The organism is Paenibacillus sp. DCT19 (assembly GCF_003268635.1).
Lineage (GTDB): Bacteria > Bacillota > Bacilli > Paenibacillales > Paenibacillaceae > Paenibacillus.
Map to the genome: position 1 here is coordinate 534,950 of NZ_CP029639.1, position 19,831 is coordinate 554,780.

General features: G+C 48.8%; 12 protein-coding genes and 2 pseudogenes. 5 read left to right on the forward strand and 9 right to left on the reverse strand.

Annotated features, from left to right (window positions below; all coding sequences use genetic code 11):
• Positions 1–84: 84 nt before the first annotated feature.
• Together DMB88_RS02490 and DMB88_RS02495 are read left to right on the forward strand one after the other, a co-directional pair.
• Positions 85–717, forward strand: a complete 633-nt coding sequence (locus DMB88_RS02490; RefSeq protein WP_128100074.1) for an NAD(P)-dependent oxidoreductase — start codon at positions 85–87, stop codon at positions 715–717.
• A 174-nt stretch (positions 718–891) separates the two neighbouring features.
• Positions 892–2,559: an NAD(P)H-hydrate dehydratase gene (locus DMB88_RS02495; protein WP_128104275.1), complete on the forward strand. Its 1,668-nt coding sequence runs from the start codon at positions 892–894 to the stop codon at positions 2,557–2,559.
• Positions 2,560–3,065: 506 nt separating this feature from the next.
• Here the strand turns inward: DMB88_RS02495 and DMB88_RS02500 are convergent.
• The 4 genes and pseudogenes from DMB88_RS02500 to DMB88_RS02515 form a co-directional block, all read right to left on the reverse strand.
• Entirely contained in the window at positions 3,066–4,718 is a 1,653-nt protein-coding gene (locus tag DMB88_RS02500) for a methyl-accepting chemotaxis protein (protein WP_128100075.1), read from the reverse strand.
• A gap of 29 nt (positions 4,719–4,747) precedes the next feature.
• A complete protein-coding gene (locus DMB88_RS02505; protein WP_128100076.1) occupies positions 4,748–5,755 on the reverse strand; it encodes a BMP family lipoprotein in 1,008 nt (335 codons plus the stop codon).
• A 773-nt stretch (positions 5,756–6,528) separates the two neighbouring features.
• Positions 6,529–8,138 (reverse strand): annotated as a pseudogene (locus tag DMB88_RS02510) (gamma-glutamyltransferase family protein).
• A gap of 233 nt (positions 8,139–8,371) precedes the next feature.
• Entirely contained in the window at positions 8,372–9,271 is a 900-nt protein-coding gene (locus tag DMB88_RS02515; protein WP_128100077.1) for an SDR family oxidoreductase, read from the reverse strand.
• Between the two features lie 198 nt (positions 9,272–9,469).
• On the opposite strand from DMB88_RS02515, the gene fosB reads away from it, so the two are divergent.
• Both fosB and DMB88_RS02525 read left to right on the forward strand, forming a co-directional pair.
• Entirely contained in the window at positions 9,470–9,892 is a 423-nt protein-coding gene (gene fosB, locus DMB88_RS02520; protein WP_128104276.1) for a metallothiol transferase FosB, read from the forward strand.
• 259 nt (positions 9,893–10,151) lie between these two features.
• A pseudogene (locus DMB88_RS02525) lies at positions 10,152–11,961 on the forward strand (prolyl oligopeptidase family serine peptidase).
• A gap of 228 nt (positions 11,962–12,189) precedes the next feature.
• Here DMB88_RS02525 and DMB88_RS02530 read toward each other — a convergent pair.
• The 5 genes from DMB88_RS02530 to DMB88_RS02545 form a co-directional block, all read right to left on the reverse strand.
• Positions 12,190–13,224: a phosphotransferase family protein gene (locus DMB88_RS02530; protein ID WP_128100078.1), complete on the reverse strand. Its 1,035-nt coding sequence runs from the start codon at positions 13,222–13,224 to the stop codon at positions 12,190–12,192.
• 20 nt (positions 13,225–13,244) lie between these two features.
• A complete protein-coding gene (locus DMB88_RS30670; protein ID WP_254438420.1) occupies positions 13,245–13,595 on the reverse strand; it encodes an immunity 51 family protein in 351 nt (116 codons plus the stop codon).
• A 24-nt stretch (positions 13,596–13,619) separates the two neighbouring features.
• Positions 13,620–14,600, reverse strand: a complete 981-nt coding sequence (locus tag DMB88_RS02535) for an SMI1/KNR4 family protein (RefSeq protein ID WP_254438421.1) — start codon at positions 14,598–14,600, stop codon at positions 13,620–13,622.
• 224 nt (positions 14,601–14,824) lie between these two features.
• Positions 14,825–15,856 carry a ribonucleotide-diphosphate reductase subunit beta gene (locus tag DMB88_RS02540; RefSeq protein ID WP_128100079.1) on the reverse strand — a complete coding sequence of 344 codons (1,032 nt, stop codon included), beginning with the start codon at positions 15,854–15,856 and terminating at the stop codon, positions 14,825–14,827.
• 432 nt (positions 15,857–16,288) lie between these two features.
• Complete coding sequence (locus DMB88_RS02545) at positions 16,289–18,622, reverse strand: ribonucleoside-diphosphate reductase subunit alpha (protein WP_128100080.1); 2,334 nt, start codon at positions 18,620–18,622, stop codon at positions 16,289–16,291.
• Positions 18,623–19,426: 804 nt separating this feature from the next.
• Here DMB88_RS02545 and DMB88_RS02550 point away from each other — a divergent pair.
• On the forward strand, positions 19,427–19,753 hold the full coding sequence (locus DMB88_RS02550) for an MTH1187 family thiamine-binding protein (protein WP_056704065.1): 327 nt from the start codon (positions 19,427–19,429) through the stop codon (positions 19,751–19,753).
• The last annotated feature ends 78 nt before the right edge of the window (positions 19,754–19,831 follow it).

A 19,831-nucleotide genomic window follows, 5' to 3' on the forward strand; every position in this document is an offset into this window, starting at 1 on the left:
CCGTTTAAGGTTATAATAGTAGGATTGGGTATCACAATAACGGTACATTCGCATAATGGAATATATAGAAAAGAGGGATTAGATATGAAAGTAGCTATTTTTGGAGCAACTGGAGCAATTGGGAAGACAATCTTGTGGGAGTTAATGGATCGTGGGCATGAAGTGACTGCGATTGTTCGTGACCCATCGAAGGTTGAGATGAAGCATGAGCGTCTACGTGTAGAACAAGGAGATTTGCTTAACCCGGATCAGGTGGCTGATTTTACAGCAGGTCAGGAAGCGGTAGTGAGTGCCTATGGCCCGAAATTTGGCTCCGAGGAAGAGTTGCTTGAAGTTACACGTTCCCTTATTGAGGGTGTTCGACGTGGTAAAGCGGCTCGTCTTGTTGTCGTAGGTGGAGCTGGAAGCTTGCTGACGGATTCGAATGAAATGTTGATGGACACACCGGGGTTCCCTGAAGAAGTCAAACCGCTTGCGAAGGCTCATGCAGATGCATATGAGATCCTTGCGGAATCGGATATTAACTGGACCTATATGAGCCCGGCGGCGACAATCACGACAGGACAGCGGACTGGTCAGTTCCGAATCGGGATGAATCGTGTTGTAACGGACGATCTTGGCGAGAGCACGATATCGGTTGGTGACTTTGCAGCGGCTCTGGTGGACGAGTTGGATGATCCACAATTTATTCAATCCCGCTTTACGGTAGCTTACTAGGGCGTGTCTGAAAACTCAGAAGGACGCAGATTGGATCGAATCTTCGTTCCAAGCAAGGAAAGTGACTAAGTAGGGTGCGAAAAGGTGATAAAAGATGCACTTCAGCGGGTTTTGAGACATGACCTAATTACAGGGTACGAATTCCTTGAAATGCGGTTGGGGAGGGATGAGTTGTTGTTTATCGTTACGGCTGAACAGATGAGAAGCATCGACGAGCATACGATTCATACGCTAGGCATTCCTGCGGCAAGTCTGATGGAGAATGCGGGAAGAGCTATTGCGGAAGAAGTCATTCGGCTGTGCCGGGAAGAGCAAATACATGGTAGAGCAGGGCGTATGGATGAGTCCAAAAGAGGACAGACCCGGGCGCACACAGGGCCAGGGGATTGGCCTGGACGAGGTGGCGACATCACCGCCGATTCGGCGCTGGTGATGGAGCAACCCGGTGATCAGCAGTGGTATATGCTGATCGGCAAGGGCAATAATGGCGGCGACGGGCTGGTGGCGGCGCGCCATTTGGTTGAAGCGGGGCTCGGCGTGACTGTGGTGTACGCCGATACACCGGAGACACTGCGGGGCGAAGCCGCAGTGCAACGGGATGCCGCCGCGCAGCTCGGCATCCCTGCTCTTGTCCACGGGCGCGAAGCCGTGGACTTCAGCCGGTGCACAGGCATCGTAGATGCACTGCTGGGCACCGGCTCGCGGGGGGCGCCGCGCGAAGCTTACGCGGCGCTGATCGAGGCGGCGAACGACAGCGGTAAGCCTGTCGTGTCCGCCGATGTGCCAAGTGGGCTGAATGCCGACACCGGGGAGGTATACGAGCCCTGCATTCAAGCCCGGGTGACCGTATGCCTCGCGCTGCTCAAGCGTGGGCTGGTGCAGTACCCGGGCGAATCTGCCGCGGGGCGCATTGTGGTGCGCGCCATCGGCATTCCCACGCGGCTTGCGCCAGAGCATGGCACCACGGTCCGTCTGTTGACTGACGAGGTGCTGCGCGGTGCGCTGCGCGTGGACACTAGCCGTCTCCGGGCACCGGACGGCCACAAGGGCACCTACGGCCACGTACTGTTGGCCGCAGGAAGTCTGCCGATGAGCGGCGCTGGCCTGCTCTCGGCGAAGGCCGCGCTGCGCGCAGGCTGCGGGCTCGCCACATGGGCGCTGCCCGCGGCACTGCTGCCGCATGTCATCGGCACCGTGCCAGAGCTCATGCTCGCCGCCGCTGCCGATGGCGACAGCGGCGAATGGAACGCGGCTTCCGCAGACGCTGTGCTGCATCTGGCGGACAGCCGCGACGTGATCGCGACCGGCCCTGGGCTCGGCCGCTTCAAGGGCGACACAGACTGGCTACGCCGTCTGTGGCAACAGACGGATCGCCCGCTCGTCATTGACGCGGACGCCCTCAACATGCTGGCAGACGCTGGCCCACATGGGCCTCGCGACTGGGGCAAGCGAAGTGCGGCGACAATACTGACGCCGCACCCTGGCGAGATGGGTCGATTGCTGGGCATATCGACCCCGGAAGTGCAGCGTGATCGAATTGAACACGCTGCACGGTACGCCCGCGAGCAGGGCGTGACCCTTGTGCTCAAGGGAGCACGAACGGTCATCGCAACGCCATCCGGCGAGGCGTACATTAACACCACCGGACACGCCGGCATGGCGACTGGCGGTGCCGGCGACGTATTGACCGGCATGATCGCCGGTCTACTCGCCCAAGGGCTTAGCGCGGAGCAGGCTGCCGCGTTCGGCGTATATCTGCATGGTGCAGCCGCCGAACGAGCTGCCTTGCTCCGCGGTGATCCAGCGTCTCTGCTCGCAGGAGATATTATCGACGCACTGTGATGTCGATTTCCCAGTACACGTTGCCCTGCTTCATGAACAAGGGAGGCAGGCACAAACGCAGACGCTGGGTGCGATAATATCCCCTATCGTACGGGCATCACACCAATAACCGGGTTACACGACCCATCTCCATCAACAAACCGCAAACAAACGCAAATAAAGCTTAAAAACCTCCCGTCTCTCTCATGAAGAGAAACGGGAGGTTTTCTTTTGTTCTATTATGGTATATTGCATGTCCTTCGATCAAACCCAGCTTACCCAGCCTAAACTCAATTAAGCCAAACGACGACCAGAAGAACCTAACTTAAACAAGCTTGCCCTCAACTTTACATTCAACCTGCTCGTTCACCCTAATCTTCAACCTCAATGTTTAACTCCACACACGGAACCAATCCGAAAGGTACGCTTCAAACTACCAAGCTATCTACCCAGCAGTACCAAATACACTTACTTTACCGACCTCTAATGTAGCGCCTACCTATCGAAGCCTATCTATTGACGCCTACCTATAAACGAAACCGCTGCAACTCCTCATGCATCTCTGCACTGATCTCGCGGAGTGATTTCACCTTAAGACTTGCTTCAGCGAAGGATCGCTGTTGCTCCGTCGTAGAGGCTGTAATCTCTTCACTGCTCGCAGCCGATTGCTCGGTGATAGCACTGATGTTTTCGATGGCATGCTGCACTTGGGAACTAAGTTCATTCGAATGCTGCATCTCCTCGGCAAGCTGGTGGATACCTGTACTGATGCGCTCTGCACTTTGGCGAATCGCAGCGAAGGATTCCCGCGTCTGTCCAGTGGCCTCTTCCTGCTGGGCAAAGAGCTGCATGCTCTGTGCCACAGAGCCTTTAACCTTCTCCATAGATGTCGTAATCTCATCCACAGCCGCATAGATCTGTTTCACCGACTGGGCGGACTGCTCGGCGAGCTTGTTCACCTCACTGGCGACAACGGCAAATCCACGTCCAGCTTCACCTGCCCGAGCCGCCTCAATGGAGGCATTCAACGATAGAAGCGTCGTCTGCTTCGCGATTTCCGAGACGTATCCAGTCATGGTGGTGATGCGCTCGGCGCTTTCCTCCAGTTCCAGTACCGTCTGTTCCACCTCAGACATCGCCAGACGATTCACTTCGGCGAGACGAAGTTGTTCGGCGATCGCCTTATTGCCTTCCTCAACGGTATTCAACACCTCACGGCCATCTATAGCTGATTGGGAAGTAGCCTCCAGGTTGCTATTGAAGGTGTGCTGCATCTTGTCTACGACCATCACGGTTTCGCTCAAGTCCTCCGCAATTTTCTGGCTGCCAATCGACAGCTCTTCGGTGGTACGAGAGACTTGCTGCACAATGGCCTGAGAAGTATCATTGCCACGATCAATATCCTGCGCCATTTCATCAACACGGTTCCCGGCTGTACCAATAGATTGAATGATTCCGCGGATATTGCTGGTCATTAGGCGGAAGGAGCGACTGAGGTCATCAAGCTCGTCTTTGCCTTTGGCTTCGGGTAATTGTCCGGTCAGGTCGCCGTCGGCAATTTGCCCTGCGGCGACTTTTAACGTACCGATACGTCTAGCGATCTGGCGTGAAGTGTACATATTGAACAGCATGACCGCAACGAGCAATACGATGGCACCGCCGAGAGCGACCTGCCATGTTTGCTGAATGTTACGTTCCAGTTCAACAGTATATTGATCGTACCGTTCTCGGGTAATCTCATCCAACATATAGATGTCATTCTGTATACCTCGAACCCGTGTACTGTAGCGTTTGGCTTCCGCACTATTCATACTGCTCATCGCTTCAGTGGCACCTTGACTAAGTGTTGCTAATTTTGTTTGGATCGTCTGAATAAGTTCAAGCTGCTGATCCGTTTCTAGCAATCCATCCGTAAGCTCCTGAATCATCGTTTGACCATCTTCAAGCAAACGGTTGACCGCATCCTGATTACCTGCCGTCATAGAGAACGAATAGACATCAAGCGCCTGTTGGATCTGAATCTGATTGGCATTTAGTTCACTAACCTTGAGCATGGCAGGTACTAAATTTTGATTTTTAGCATTCATGCCAAGCAATTCCATAATGATATAAGCTACTAGCGCAAGGCATAGAAGTAGCGAGATTAGAGCGTTAAGTAATAGTTTTCCCTGTAATTTCATATGTGCGTACCTCCTCGAATCCGCTTGAGTTATTGATCCAGCTTAATTTTGATTTGACCGGATGAGATCTGAGTTTTCAGATCCTCGAAGGTTTGCTGCTCTTCATCACTGAGCGTGATATTATGTAGAGCGGTCAGGCCTACGGCGTTCTCAGCCAGCCCCTCGACAATTTCCTTTTGAGGGAAGGCGTGTTTATTTTGAATGAACGTGTGAACGGCATTGTAGATGGATACATCCACATTTTTCAACATCGATGTCAGAATCGCTTTTTCCGCCAAAAAGAATTGATCGGTATCTACGCCAATCGCGTGTTTCCCCAATTTCTGAATCTCCGTGAGTGCGCCGACCCCGGTTAAGCCAGCAGCCACATAGATTACATCAGCACCATTCTCCTGGATCAGTTGTGCAGCAAGTTCCTCACCCAGTTTGGCATTTCCAAAGTCTCCAGCGTAAATAATATCTACCTTCGCATCCGGGTTGGCAGCGAGTACGCCTTGCTCGAATCCCTGCTCAAAATTGCGAAGCACAGGAATCTCCATGCCGCCTAAGAAGCCAACATGATCTTCCGTGGTCGCCATCCCGGCAATAATGCCTGCGAGATAACTACCTTCTTCTGCCCGGAACGAGATGGAGGCAATGTTGGGCAGTTCGGACTGACTGTCAATCAGCAGGAATTGTCGATCAGGGTACTTCGTCGCTACTTTTTCCATATCGGCTTGAATGGTATCGCTAAGACCGATAATCAGGTCGAATTTGGCTTCGGCAAATTGTTCAAAGGAAGCTTCAGCAGTCAGCTTCTCATTAGGTTCACGATAGTCAAAGACAATGCTATTCTCATCCCTCGCTCGAACAAGCCCATCAAACGCAGCATCATTGAAGGAGCGATCCCCCAGACCAACTTCCGTCATCACGATGCCAACCTTCGTTCTGGCTTCCGTTGCCGTTGATGTAGGATTTGCTGAGCATGCTCCCAGAACGAACACCATTAGGATCAGAATCATGGTGAACCCTACGCGGGTGGTATGGTTTGTTTTCATGTGTGATACCCTCATTTCTGTCATGACAAAGTTTGATTGTAGTGTCTTTTTGCAATACATTGGAAAAAGATCTAACCGAGAGATATTGCGGATAAAATAATATAGGTAGGGAGTATTTCCCCTTATCTATATCGGATAGAGATGCACTGTGTTTTATGGTATGTACTGAAAATTTACGAAAATATAACCTAATTTCATGAATTAAACATTTGATTTACATTTCTTGACGTAACCATATGGTTATACGCTTATACAAGTTGTTTGCTGATGTAAAACTAGGGAGTGTCTTACATCTCATTTAAGGATATCTTCCGCCACCAGTTGGCTGCTTGCTGCGTCACGTTCTCTAGACTTAACCCGATATGCTTGCAAAATAGTTTCTTACCTGTAAGAGGTTGTTCAAAAAGTCCGCTTTTGATTACGATGGATGCCTGAAGGCATCTCAGCATCGAAGATGAAATTCAGCCGAAATGTCCGTTGCTCACGTAGTTTTGCCTACGCTCCGCTACTCCATTTCTATCTTCATTCCATCTTCTCGGTACTGAAAACCGACCTTTTTGAACACGCACTGTAACGTAATTCAGACAAAATATGCTCCTTTCGGAGTGATAAGAGACACTACAGGAAAACGAAAAAAACCAAGCAGAGATCATATGAATCATCTCTACTTGGCTCTGATTGACAGTTTGCCTTATGAATATGATGTGCCAGTTCATTACTCATATTCATCCATCCTGCATCACGAGCACACCGAATGATCGACGCAAGGTTTACTACCATGCGGCAATGGTGCCATCTGCTCGACTTTCCGTTCCTCCGCATAATACCCCATTGTCAAGGTTACGCCAGATGATCTGACCGCGACCGAACTGGGACGGATCGACCTGCACCTGGATATCATGCCCTTTACGGGCGAGTGCTTGTGCAATATGCTGCGGGAAGTCTGGTTCTACAAGAATGGTTTTGGCCTTGATCCACTGCCAGCGAGGGGAATCCAGTGCGGCCTGCGGATTCAGATGATAGTCGACTGTGTTCATCACAACCTGCACATGACCCTGCGGCTGCATGAACCCACCCATGACCCCAAATGGCCCAACCGCTTCGTTGCCCCGCGTGAGAAAGCCCGGAATAATCGTGTGATACGTTCGTTTTCCAGGCTCTAGTGCATTGGCATGGCTCGCATCCAGCGAGAAATTATGTCCGCGATTTTGCAGCGCAATGCCTGTACCCGGTACAACGAGTCCGGAGCCAAAGCCCATGTAGTTACTCTGAATAAAGGAAACCATATTGCCTTCACCATCGGCTGTCGCGAGGTATACCGTTCCGCTTGCGCGTGGATCACCTGCTTCCGGTGCACGTGCTGTATCACCAATGAGCTTGCGCCGTTCTTCCGCATAGGCTTCAGACAACAGCTCATCCACCGTTACGTCCATTTTACGTTCTTCCGTAATGTACTTCTCTCCATCGGCAAAAGCCAGCTTCATCGCTTCGAGCTGTCGATGATAACCGAGAACGGATTCCTTCTCGTCAAAATCATAACCCTTCAACAGATTGAGCGCAGCGAGGGCAATCAATCCCTGACCATTCGGTGGAATCTCCCATACATCATATCCCCGATAGGAGACCGAGATTGGATCAACCCACTCTGGCTTGAACGCCGCGAGATCCTCTTTTGTCAGATAGCCACCATGCTCTGCTATAAAGTTATGGATGCGCTCGGCCAGTTCTCCTTCATAAAAGTCTCGCGCTTCGCTCTCGCCAATTCGGCGCAACGTTGCCGCATGATCCGGCGAGCGCCACAATTCGCCAGCGGCGGGCACGCGCCCGTCCGGTGCAAATGTCTCAAACCACGCACGCCCTGCCTCGGCATTCCCCTGGCGTGCATAGATGTCGGCTGCCCGTGCCCAGTGGCGGGCCAGCCCTGGCGCAAGCGGATAACCTTCCTCCGCATAGCGGATGGCAGGTTCCAGCGCTTCCGCCAGCGTGAGCCGTCCGAAACGACGGCTCAGCTGAGCCCAACCCGCCGGTGCGCCAGGCACCGTCACCGGAATAACCCCAGCTTCGGCATCTCCGTATGGCCTGCCGCTTGAAGCGCCCCAATCGAAATGCTCTGAGGCGCAGGGCCACTGGCATTCAGGCCGTGCAGCTTGCCCTCTGTCCAGACGAGGGCAAAGGCATCGCCTCCAATGCCATTGGAGGTTGGCTCCAGCACGGTGAGTGCTGCCGCAGTTGCTATGGCGGCATCAATGGCATTGCCGCCTTTTTTCAATATCTCAAGACCAGCCTGTGCCGCGAGGGGCTGTGATGTGGCAACCATGCCTTGTTTGGCATAGACAGGTACACGGTAAGAGGGGAACGGTTGATAGAGTGGATCAAAATGCATCAGACGTCAGCTCCTTGTCACAAGATGTCATGTTCCGGTATTACCGAATAATCACTCCTAACCCTCTTCGCAACGGAACATGGGATATCCTGCTAATGGAGCCAAATTCACTCTGACATCAACGTTACAGCGTGCCAGAAGTACACAGCTGTAGCCTGTTCGATGCACACAACCAAAAGCTGTGCAACGCGCATAGCTCCCATCACGCATTACACAGCTTCTATCAGATTGTCTTATGTGGTTACCATATCGCCGCCGTTCACATGAATGCACTCGCCTGTGACATAGGAGGAATCCCGGGATGCAAGGTAGACATAGGCAGCCGCAAGCTCGTAGGGCTGACCAGCCCGACCCAGCGGTGTATCTGTCCCAAATACCTGCACATCTTCAGCAGAGAAGCTGGCAGGAATGAGTGGTGTCCAGATTGGCCCCGGGGCAACTGAGTTTACCCGAATCCCCTGCGCGGCGAGCGATTGAGAGAGTACACGGGTCAGTGAGACGACAGCACCTTTGGTGGAAGAGTAGTCAATTAACTGCACGTTACCTTTGTACGCTGTGATGGAAGCTGTATTAATGATCGATGCGCCTTTACATAGATGGGGGAGAGCCGCTTGAATCAGAAAGAAATAGGCAAACACATTCGTTTGAAATGTGTGGTAGAGCTGTTCTTCTGTAATATCGACAATGCTAGGCTGTACATACTGCACCCCATGGTTATTGACCAAAATATCAATTTTTCCGAACGTTTCCATCGTTGTGCGAATAACCGCTTCGCAGTTCTTTTTTAGCCTGAGATCAATCTCAATCAGCAGACACCGCTGTCCCAATTCCTCAATTCGTACACGGGTCCTCTCGGCGTCGGTTCGTTCATATAGATAAGCAATGGCTATGTCTGCACCTTCTTTGGCAAAAGCAATAGCTGCCGCTCTTCCAATCCCACTATCGCCCCCCGTAATAATAGCCACCTTGCCTTCTAATTTGCAGCTGCCAATATAAGCGGGATCTTCGCTGATCGGTTCGGGTACCATTAAGGTTTCGAGACCGGGCTGTTGATCCTGATGCTGGGGTGGAAAAGCTAGCTTTTGTTCCTTGCACACCGTTTTCTCACCATAAAAAGGATAGACGGGATTCATGAAAGCACATCCTCCTCGAACGTTCATTGATACGGATAACCTATGCATTCGCCCAGAAGAAGGTGCGGTATTCATCAGGAATCATTTGTTTTTTGCATGCGGAATATACCATAATAAGGATATACAATTATTCCATGTAGCTCCGTAAATGAAGTGTAAGATGAGATGTTGATCATACGATGGAGGTGTCAGGTGTCAATGAACATTCAAGGGATTAACCATCTGTGCTTTTCTGTATCCAATCTCGAAAAGTCCATCACATTCTATGAGCGGGCGCTTGGTGCTCGCATTCAGGTGAAGGGACGTAAGCTAGCCTATTTTGAGCTGGCAGGTTTGTGGATCGCTTTGAATCAGGAAGATGTCATTCGCAATTATACGGAACAAACGTATACACATATTGCTTTTACCGTTACAGAAGAGGATTTTGATGCATCTGTACAACAGCTGCGGGAAGCGGGTGCGAACATTTTACCAGGCAGACCGAGGGATACGAAGGACGCATTGTCCGTTTATTTTACTGATCTCGATGGGCACCTGTTCGAACTGCACACCGGGAACCTGCAGCGTAGGCTGGAATATTACCGTGAGGACAAACCACACATGACCTTTTATACGGAATAATTGAACGTCCAACACTTAAGTTCCAACACTCAAGTAGGATCTCATTTACAACTTGGTAAAGACATATAAAGATTACGTATAGAAAAGTTGGATTGAAAATAGCTTACACATCTCTTGTGTAAGTCATAGGTCACCTATAATATGGATTTAACCACCTTATTTTACCACTGTTAGATATTTTCCATTCCACAATAAACGAGTTGCCATGTCAATGTCCGATCTCAATCTCAATGTGTAAACATTCTCAAGGAGGTTTCTCATGATTGAATTTCCTAAACCAGATGTAGAGCAGTATTTTCAATCCTACCGGATAAGTCATTTTGCCGTATCGAGTGATGAGACACGTTTGTTTTTTGATAGCAACTTGAATGGTCAGCCCAATATTTGGGCGATGGATCTGCCGGGAGGGTTTCCTTATCCGCTGACATACTTGAATCAGAGCAGCATGTTTATTAAGCCCGACCCACTGGGGCGTTATATCTTAACTGCATTTGATCGTGATGGCAACGAGAGTTATCACTTATATGCCATTCCGCCAGAGGGCGGGGTACCGAAGCCGATAGTACCTGCAGAGCCGAATGACCGCTGTTACTTTGCTCATCTATCCGAAGATGGGGAGCGTCTGTACTATTTTACGAGTGCTGGCAATCCGAATTATCTGAATTCTCGTCGTCTTGATCTTGCTACGGGTGAGGATGTATTGCTCCATAGCGGGGAAGAGGTGTCCAACAGCTTGGCTGCGGTGAGTCCAGATGAGAAGAGCTTTGTCATTGTGAAAATGTACTCGAATACATATCAGACAGCGCATCTGCATCGAGATGGTGAGATCGAGGACATTTTACCTGTGTCAGAGCGGCAGAGTCAGGTACCTTTTGTCATCTATGTGGATGATAAACGTCTATTGATGCTCACCAATGATAACGAGGCGTATTCCTATATTGCGGAGTATGATCTAGATACTCGTGAATTCCGTCCGGTAGTTAAAATCGAAGGTGAAGATGTTGAGAGATTTCGTTGGCACAAAGAAACCGAAACGTTATATCTATGGACACTTACGGGCACGGAGAACCGGATGTACATCCTGGGCAAACAGGACGCTACGCCTCGGCGGGTGGACATGCCTTTAGATACGATTGCGCAGGCGACCGTGAGCCAATCAGGTAATCTGTATATCCTTGGACGTGGAGCTATTCAGCCACATAACATTTATCGATTGCCTGCGGGCAGCAACTCATGGGAACCCCTGACGAATAATCGGGTGACTGGGCTGAGTCCTGATGATCTGGTATATCCAGACGTGATCCGCTATAACTCGTATGATGGGCTGGAGATTGAAGCCCTGTTGTTTAAATCCAAGGCAGAGCTGGCAAATGGATATACGGTATTTTGGCCGCACGGAGGGCCTCAAGCCTCGGAGTCGAAGTTTTTCCGTCCGATGTTCCAGATGATGTTAGCTCAGGGCTACCATATTTTTGCACCTAATTTCCGGGGAAGTTCCGGTTATGGAGCTGAATTCATCAAGATGGTGGAACGTGATTGGGGCGAAGGACCAAGACTGGATTGTGTTGCTGGGATTCAGTGGTTGTTTGACCAGAACATCTCCTCACCAGATCGCCTGTTTGTTGTAGGTGGTAGTTACGGGGTTACATGACGTTGCTTCTCGCAGGTCGCCATCCGGAGCTGTTCCGAGCAGCCGTTGATATTTTTGGCCCAAGTAATCTGTTCACATTCCTGGAATCCGTCCCTGAGGATTGGAAACCCGTGATGGAGAAGTGGTTAGGTGATGCCGAGCGTGACCGCGAACGGTTAACAAAAGATTCGCCAATTACCTATCTGGATCAGATGGTGAACCCAATGCTGGTTATCCAGGGAGCTAATGATCCTAGAGTCGTGAAGGCAGAGTCAGATCAGATCGTGGAGGCGCTGCAGCAGAAGGGTCTAGACGTCGAGTATCTGGTGTTGGACGATGAGGGCATGGCTTCTCTCGTAAAGAGAATGAGATTCTCGTGTATCGGCGCATGCTGGAATTCTTACAGAAACATCAGGAAGCCCCGGTACAGCAAGTTTAATTCTGGACGGACTTGTACATTGGCAAGTAAACGTAACAGTACAAGTAAGAGTACAAGAGAAAGTAGAGAACAGGAGCAACACTTCTAACTTTAAGCTCCTAGCAAAATAGATCCATTTAAAAAACCGGCAGGACGTGAGAGTCTATCAACGTTCTGCCGGTTTTTCACATTTATTTTTCCAGACCTAATACTAACCATATTCTTCTGGTATATATACTATATTTTCAATTAGTCCAGCAGGGCAATAACCGAGTCAATATACTGCTGTGCCCATGTGGCAAAAGGTAGATCTGCATCCCAAGTGACTTGTTGAGTCGCTTTGGCTTCACCCCATACCAATATGCGCTGATATAGAAGATGGATTCGCAGGCGTTCAGCAAAATGCTGACACCGTTTCACATCCTCAGCACAGATCAGCTGTCGGTAAGTACATAGAAAGCTTTGAGCTAGCTCAGGCTTACGATGGCGAAGATACATAGCCGTTATTTTGGTCAGATCGGCGGTGCCATCTCCAAAATACGAAGTCGTAAAATCGAATAAACCACTAATCTGCCATGCATAAGGCGCCTCCTGCTGCTTCTCCATGACCAAATTCTCGGACTTATAATCACCCATGACAAAACTATAGACCGACATGGCTTCAAAAGCAGACCTAGCCTGACTTAGCTGCTCGTCCACCCAGTGTATATCCTCATCGGTAATTCTAGAATATTGGGTAGCATCCTGTAACCAGTAATCAATCGCGCCATATAACCAGTCCGAATACGTTCCTGCAAAAGGTACAATTCGCTCAGCTACCGGATCATACTCCCCTGCATTTGGCACCTTCCAGTGATGGAGTTCGGCGAGTGTATGTGCCAGCATCCTGGCAATCTGCCTTTCCTCGTCTGGATTCAGCGATGCTTGCAAGGCAGGATCATGCAGATGCTGTCCCGGTAATTCTGGCATAATGGCATAACTCCAACCGAGAAGTTCTGTCTCCTCATGAATCTGATAGGGGATAGGGACAGGAATAGTAGTGTGCTCTGCTAGCTGCTCTACGAAAAACTGTTCTTCCTGAAGCTGTCCGTTATATAACGGATTGCCTTTGAGGATATACTCACCCTGAGAAGTGTGGATATGCAATGTCTGTCCCATAACCCCTTCAGCCGTTCGGCGATAATGGATGAGTGTGCCGAGGTTGAGGTAGTCTAGCGCCTTCTGTAAATCCTTCTCTGCTATTTCTCCAAGTAAATTGGTGGCAAAATAAATACGAGTTGTCATAGAAACCTCCTGACTACTCCTTAGTCCAATTCAGCTCTGGAGAACAGGTCATGAATGAGATCATGCTGTTCACAGGCCTGTTTGAACCCTCGGGTGAACGTTATAAGTGCATCCTTGTTATCCGAGTAGACACAGAACATGTCGGCTTCAGGATCAAAATGAATTACAGCTACTAACTCGGGCATTTTTTCTTCGAGAAACACGGCTGCAAGGGAAGCCCAATCGTAACCATTGCCCTCAAACCCTTCGTCGGCACGTGATTCAAAGACTTCTTGCTTATACGTACCTACATTCAAAATAACAGAATAGGAACCCGTCTGTGCATCAATAAATATAAACGGTGCAAGTTCTTCTTTTAGTGTCGATGGCATTAGCTGCCCCTCCTTGGAAATAGGTTAATTGTCTTGTTCGTCTTCATCGAATATTTCGAAGGTGTCGGGATCAACCAGCCCACGTACAAATGCTTCAAAATTAGCAGCCAGGTATGTAATCTCGTAGTCATCTTCTTGATCGACATGAACTACACAGGGCTCACCCTCCGGGCCACAGAACCGATAATCCAGCATTACAACATCGTGACCTGCTGATGGACAATCACAGATCACGATTCCGAGATCAGGGTATCCCCAATCTTCAATCATGAACCGGCTTCCGAATTCCCCGCCCAGGGAGTACATTTTATCCCGTCCAATACCCAGGATGCTTGTAATCGCAATGTGATCCTCGGCCCAGGAAGTTGCTCCTTGAGTAGGGAATGCAGTGAGCGTTGGAACGCCACCATTTTGGGTATTCATCAGCTGAATGTAGGAAGCAGGCAGCTTGTACCCTAATTCCCGCTCAATCGAACCAATCATTTCCTCGTCAAAAGGCTCGGAGACATGGTTATCTAACGCATAATCGCTCTGCTCCCAGAACGATGCAGGAGCGTAGGTTCCAGAGGCGGCTCTAAGGTGATTCAATGTCCCACGACGTTCCCATTCATCTCGTTCCGCTTTATATCGTTGCAGGTCCTGTTGCATCTTTGCCGCTTTGGGTCTGAGCAATTCGAGGAACTCCAGCGTAGAATCGTCATGTGGCAAAAGTTCGTTCGCTCGCTCAAAAGCCAATAATGCCTTTTCATAACTCGCAATGTAGGCATATGCGTACCCTAAACGGTATTGCCAGAGCGGATCATTGGTTCCTCTCTCATGAACAGATAGTAACTGCTCAATTGCCTCCCGGTATCGTCCCGTATTGTTATAAGCCCTCGCCAGTTGACCAACTAGCTCGTAACTACGGTCAGATTCCGGGATGTTATGAATATGCTCTATAATGCGCTTGTACTCGTCCTGTTCATGCCAGATGTTCAGCTGTTCTAGCAGTTCTCTTTCCATCATTACACCTCATTTCTATAAATGCGGAGTCTTCCTTAATTTGTATATGTACATTGTACAAGGTCTAAAGTCAAAAAAACACTCCCGTCAGCAGACCGCCGTGAAGGCTTCCACTAAGAGAGTGTTTTGGTAATGCCGTTAGGCATATTCGGGTGAATTCCATATTCGATGCTGATCATGCCGCTAGGCATGTGTCGTAATCAAAATCGAACTTTTTAAACTACCTTTTACAGATCGTCGAATCCGTTGTCGTCGCCGACTTTACCGTAATTCCGCGATTTAGCTTCGAAGAAGTCTGTTTTGGTTGCATTCAGCGCTTCATCGGAGAATGGTTTGATCCAAGGCATGCAGTTTACATCAACGCCTTCATACGCTTTTTCCATACCCATCAGACGCAGGCGTTTGTTAGCGATGTACTTGATGTAATCTTCCAGCTCATTCAGGTCAATGCCGCGAACGTTGCTGAGCGTGTAGTGTGCCCAGTTCGTTTCGAGCTCAACCGCACGGTCAATCGTTTTGTACACGTATTCCATGTTCTCTGGTGTGTTCAGTTCTGGGAAGTCGATCAACAGTTGCTTGTACACTTCTGCGAAGAAGTAGCAGTGTTGGTTCTCATCACGCTGAATATAAGAGATCATTTGGCTTGTCGCCATCATTTTCTGGTCACGGGCCAGATTGTAGAAGAAGGCGAATGTACTATAGAAGAAGATACCTTCAAGGATCAGATCGGCAACCATCGCTTGGAAGAACGTCTGTGGAGACGGCTCATCCCGGAAGCTTTGATAGATGTCTGCGATAAACCGATTGCGATCCAGTAATACCGGATCATGCTTCCAGTATTCGAAGATTTCTTTTTGCTCTTGGTCAGATACGATGGAAGACAGAACGTAAGAATACGATTGGTTGTGAACAACCTCTTGTTGTCCAATGATTGCAGAGATCGCTTCAAGTGAAGAGTCGGTAAAGTAACGTTTAACATCACCAACAAACATCGTCTGCATGGAATCAAGAACAGCGAGTAGGGAGATGTTAATTTTGAATGTACGTTTCTCTTCCTCTTCCAGTTGCGCAAACTGTGAGGCATCTTTGGACATCGGAATTTCGTCCGCGATCCAGTGGTTAAGCAATAACACTTTGTACAATTTGTACATGTGAGGCATACGAATGTCGTTCCAGTTCAAGATCCCTGAGCATTCGCCTTCAATGATACGTGTCGATTGGTTAGGGGCTTCGGTATTGAAAATTTTCTGTACTTGCATAATCCGTTCACTCCTTAGAAATATTCACTGTGTAACTAAGCTGACAGAATAACCTTCTGATTTCTATATTCTCTCTTCTTCGTTGATGTGAAAATTTTAAATAATTATTGTAGTAAAACATCTATATCAACATCGCAAGTGATGTTGTGATCGGTTTTAGGCAAAAAAAGTACCAGGGCAACGCTATTTTGCATTCAAAACAGGATGCCCTGGTGGTCATCGTATGTCTGGTAAATATTTGCGAAGACAGTTTTAACTAAACATTTACACGAGAACGGAGAGGACAGAAAAAACCTGAAGAAGCGGAGCGTTCGCCTTTATCCCCGGATTTCCCCCTTTTAGCAAAAGGGATCAGAAGAAATCTGGGGATAACAGTGATCGGAAGGTTGTTCTGTCATCGGAGTGGTCAGTGTAAATAGTTCCTTTAGTTAATCAGCTTGCGCAAGAATCACATTCTTCAATCGTTAATGCACGGCTACGCACATAATACGTAGATTTCAAGCCAGCTCTCCAAGCGTGCAAATGCAGTTCCAGGAACTCCGTCGCTTTGATGTCTGGACGAACGTACAGGTTGAAGCTTTGGCCTTGGTCAACGTGACGTTGGCGAGCAGAAGCCATATTAATGGAAGCATGCTGATCCACCAGGAAGGCTGTTTTGTAGTACCAGATCGTTTTGTCGGACAGATCCGGTGCCGGGTTTGCAATTTTGTATGTTGTTTTCTCTTCATAAGACAACAGTTCGTACAATGGATCGATGCTGGCTGTAGAGCCGGCAATAATAGAAGTCGATCCGTTTGGTGCAATGGCGAACATCCAAGCGTTACGTACCCCGTTTTGTTGTACTTCAGCTTGCAGGTCTTTCCATTGTTCTGTCGTTACGAATTCACCTACGCGCTCACCGGAAGTGTACTCGCGTTGGTCGAAGTATTTACCACTTTCCCAGTCAGAGCCTTTGAATTTCGGATAATGTCCTTTTTCTTTGGACAACTCCATGCTGGCTTTAACCAGAAGGTAGTTAATTTTCTCATACAGATTGTCGTTATACGTAACAGCCTCTTCAGACTCCCAACGGATGCCTTCAAGCGCAAGCAAGTGATGGAGTCCGAATGTTCCCAGACCGACTGCACGGTATTGACTGTTCGTGTATTGGGCTTGCAGTACTTCAATATTGTTAATGTCGATGACGTTGTCCAGCATACGAACCTGGATGGGTACCAGACGCTCCAACACATTATGAGGCACGGCACGTGCCAAGTGAATGGAGTTCAGGTTGCAGACAACGAAGTCGCCAGGTACTTTGGAAATAACGATACGTGTTTGTCCGTCTTTCGTTACCAGTTCTTCCTTTTCTACTACAGTAGCAGATTGGTTCTGCATAATTTCGGTACACAGGTTGGAAGAGTAAACCATGCCATGAGCGCTGTTCGGGTTAGAACGGTTAACCGTATCACGGTAGAACATGTATGGTGTGCCTGTTTCCAGCTGGGATTTCATTACACGTTTCATGATGTCAATCGCTTGAACCGTAATCCGGGACAATAGTGGGTGATTAACAGCCTCTTCGTACTTCTGACGGAATGTTCCTTCGCCGAAGGACTCGTCATAGAAGTCTTCAAGTCCGAGAGCACGACCATTCTCGTCTTTCCAGCCCATAACTTTCTTCGTTTCGTGTGGGCAGAACAGATTCCATTCGCCGCGGCTTGCTACACGTTCCATGAACAAGTCAGGCAGACATACACCGTGGAATACGTCATGCGCACGCATCCGCTCGTCACCATTATTCAGCTTCAGGTCAAGGAATGCCAGAATGTCTTTGTGGAAGACATCCAGATATACGGCAATCGCACCTTTACGAGTTCCGAGTTGGTCTACGCTAACTGCTGTGTTGTTCAGTTGGCGAATCCAAGGGATAACGCCTGAACTTGTGTTTTTGTGACCGCGGATGTCCGAACCACGTGCTCTGACTTTACCGAGGTACACGCCGATGCCGCCGCCCATTTTGCTTAGACGTGCAACATCTGTGTTGGAATCGAAGATTCCTTCGAGGGAGTCGTCAACCGTGTCGATGAAGCAACTGGACAGTTGTCCGGCTACCTTTTTACCTGCATTGGACATCGTTGGTGTAGCAGCCGTCATGTACATGTTGCTCATAGCCCAGTAGGCTTCTTTAACTAGATCCATCCGTTTGTCTGCAGGCTCTTGGTGCATCAGGTACATCGCAATAACCATGTAACGTTCTTGAGGCAATTCCATCACTTTTCCATCAAAATCGTGAGCGAGGTAACGTTCTGCCAATGTGAGCAAGCCGATGTAGTCGAACAACAGATCGTTGCGGTAGTCAATGCATTCCGCCAACTCGTCAATCTGTTCTTTGCTATAGCATTCGAGCAGTTCTTCGCGATAGATCCCTTTCTTCACAAGATCTACGAGGAGAGGGTGGAATGCACCGTAAGGCTCGTCCGGATAAGATTTATATCTACGGTTGGTTGCCGCTTTTTTGTATAGAGAAGTAAGTAGGGAGCGTGCAGCTGCAAACTTCCAGTTTGGCTCCTCTTTGGTTACGAGCTCCAGTGCGCTCATCATAAAAGCATTACTGATCTCGTCCCCGGTAACTTCATCACGGCGGAGCTTGCTCGTCACTCCTTTTACCAGACGTTCCTTGTCCAGCATGTCTAGTCCACCCAGAATACGGTCGGCGTATACAGAGATACGCATATCGTCAAAGGCAAGCTGGCGGTTGTTCGGCTTGGTCACAACTTGTGGCATGAATATTCCTCGCTTTCGCATGTTTAAGAGATAAATTGGAGAAATTCTTTATATAAAGAATTGAGTGTTTTCTTGCGGTGATAGAACATATCAATTACATACTGCGGACTGAACGGCGGTAACAGGTCAAGGCGTAGAAGCGCTCAAAACAGAGTCAAAATGCAGCACAAATGCAGACCATGGTCATATAAAAAGCATTCTCCCTGCCTTGCGGCTGAAAATGCCCATGGATGCTCTGACTTCCTGCTTGTCACATTTTTCCTAATTCGACAGAACAGGGTGCTGTATGTAAGCTTTGGTCTGATAGAGACGTGCCTGTAATTTGAGGTGCCGGGTGCAGTCCAAACAGCCCCGTTAACCTCTACGTCAACTCTGTTTCGAGAAAGCGATTTACACCTACAGGGACGTGCATTTGAAGGTGATTTCATCCTGTTTTTCACGAGAAGGCAGAAGATGACTAATCGAAGCGGGGTAATCCAGTTTCACTACATTTTGTTGCTGTTAGAATACTGTAACCCAACATATAGTGTTTGTAAACAGGGTAGACACCGTGAAACGTAATTCCGAGTATACCAAAAATGCCGAGATTCCGCAAAGGAAAAGGTCTGGAAGATTTGAAGATTCTTCAAAAAAAATTTCGCCGAAATTGAATGACGTGAACACGTCAGTTTGAATTATTACGTATTCAACTGGTAGAATAAAATCAGTCAAAAACGAATCAATTTCATAAACTCTCAATTGATTCCAATAGACTAAATTCAGCGGCAACGGTTGTTCACGGATGCCCAGAGGAGGCGAAGCAGCATGGCCATAGCAGAGGTAACAGTCATTCCAATTGGAACAGGCACGACGAGTCTGAGCAGTTATGTCGCAGACATGCAGAAGGTGTTGGAACATCAGCGGGGCATTACATATCAACTTACCTCAATGAGCACCATTATCGAAGGGCCGCTTAACGAAGTCTTCACGGCGATTGCAGCTCTGCACGAAGCTCCGTTTCTATCAGGCGCCCAGCGCGTCTCCACTTCCGTCAAGATTGATGATCGTCGTGATAAGCCAGATGCCTCAAGCATACAGAAGCTGCAGTCGGTGAATGACAAGCTCGCATCTATGCCACAACGCCCGAATTAATTTTCACATGAGGCTACTCACCAATATAAACTTTCTCGTAACCAATTCCCTTTAGAAACCAAAGCACGTTTCGCTTAA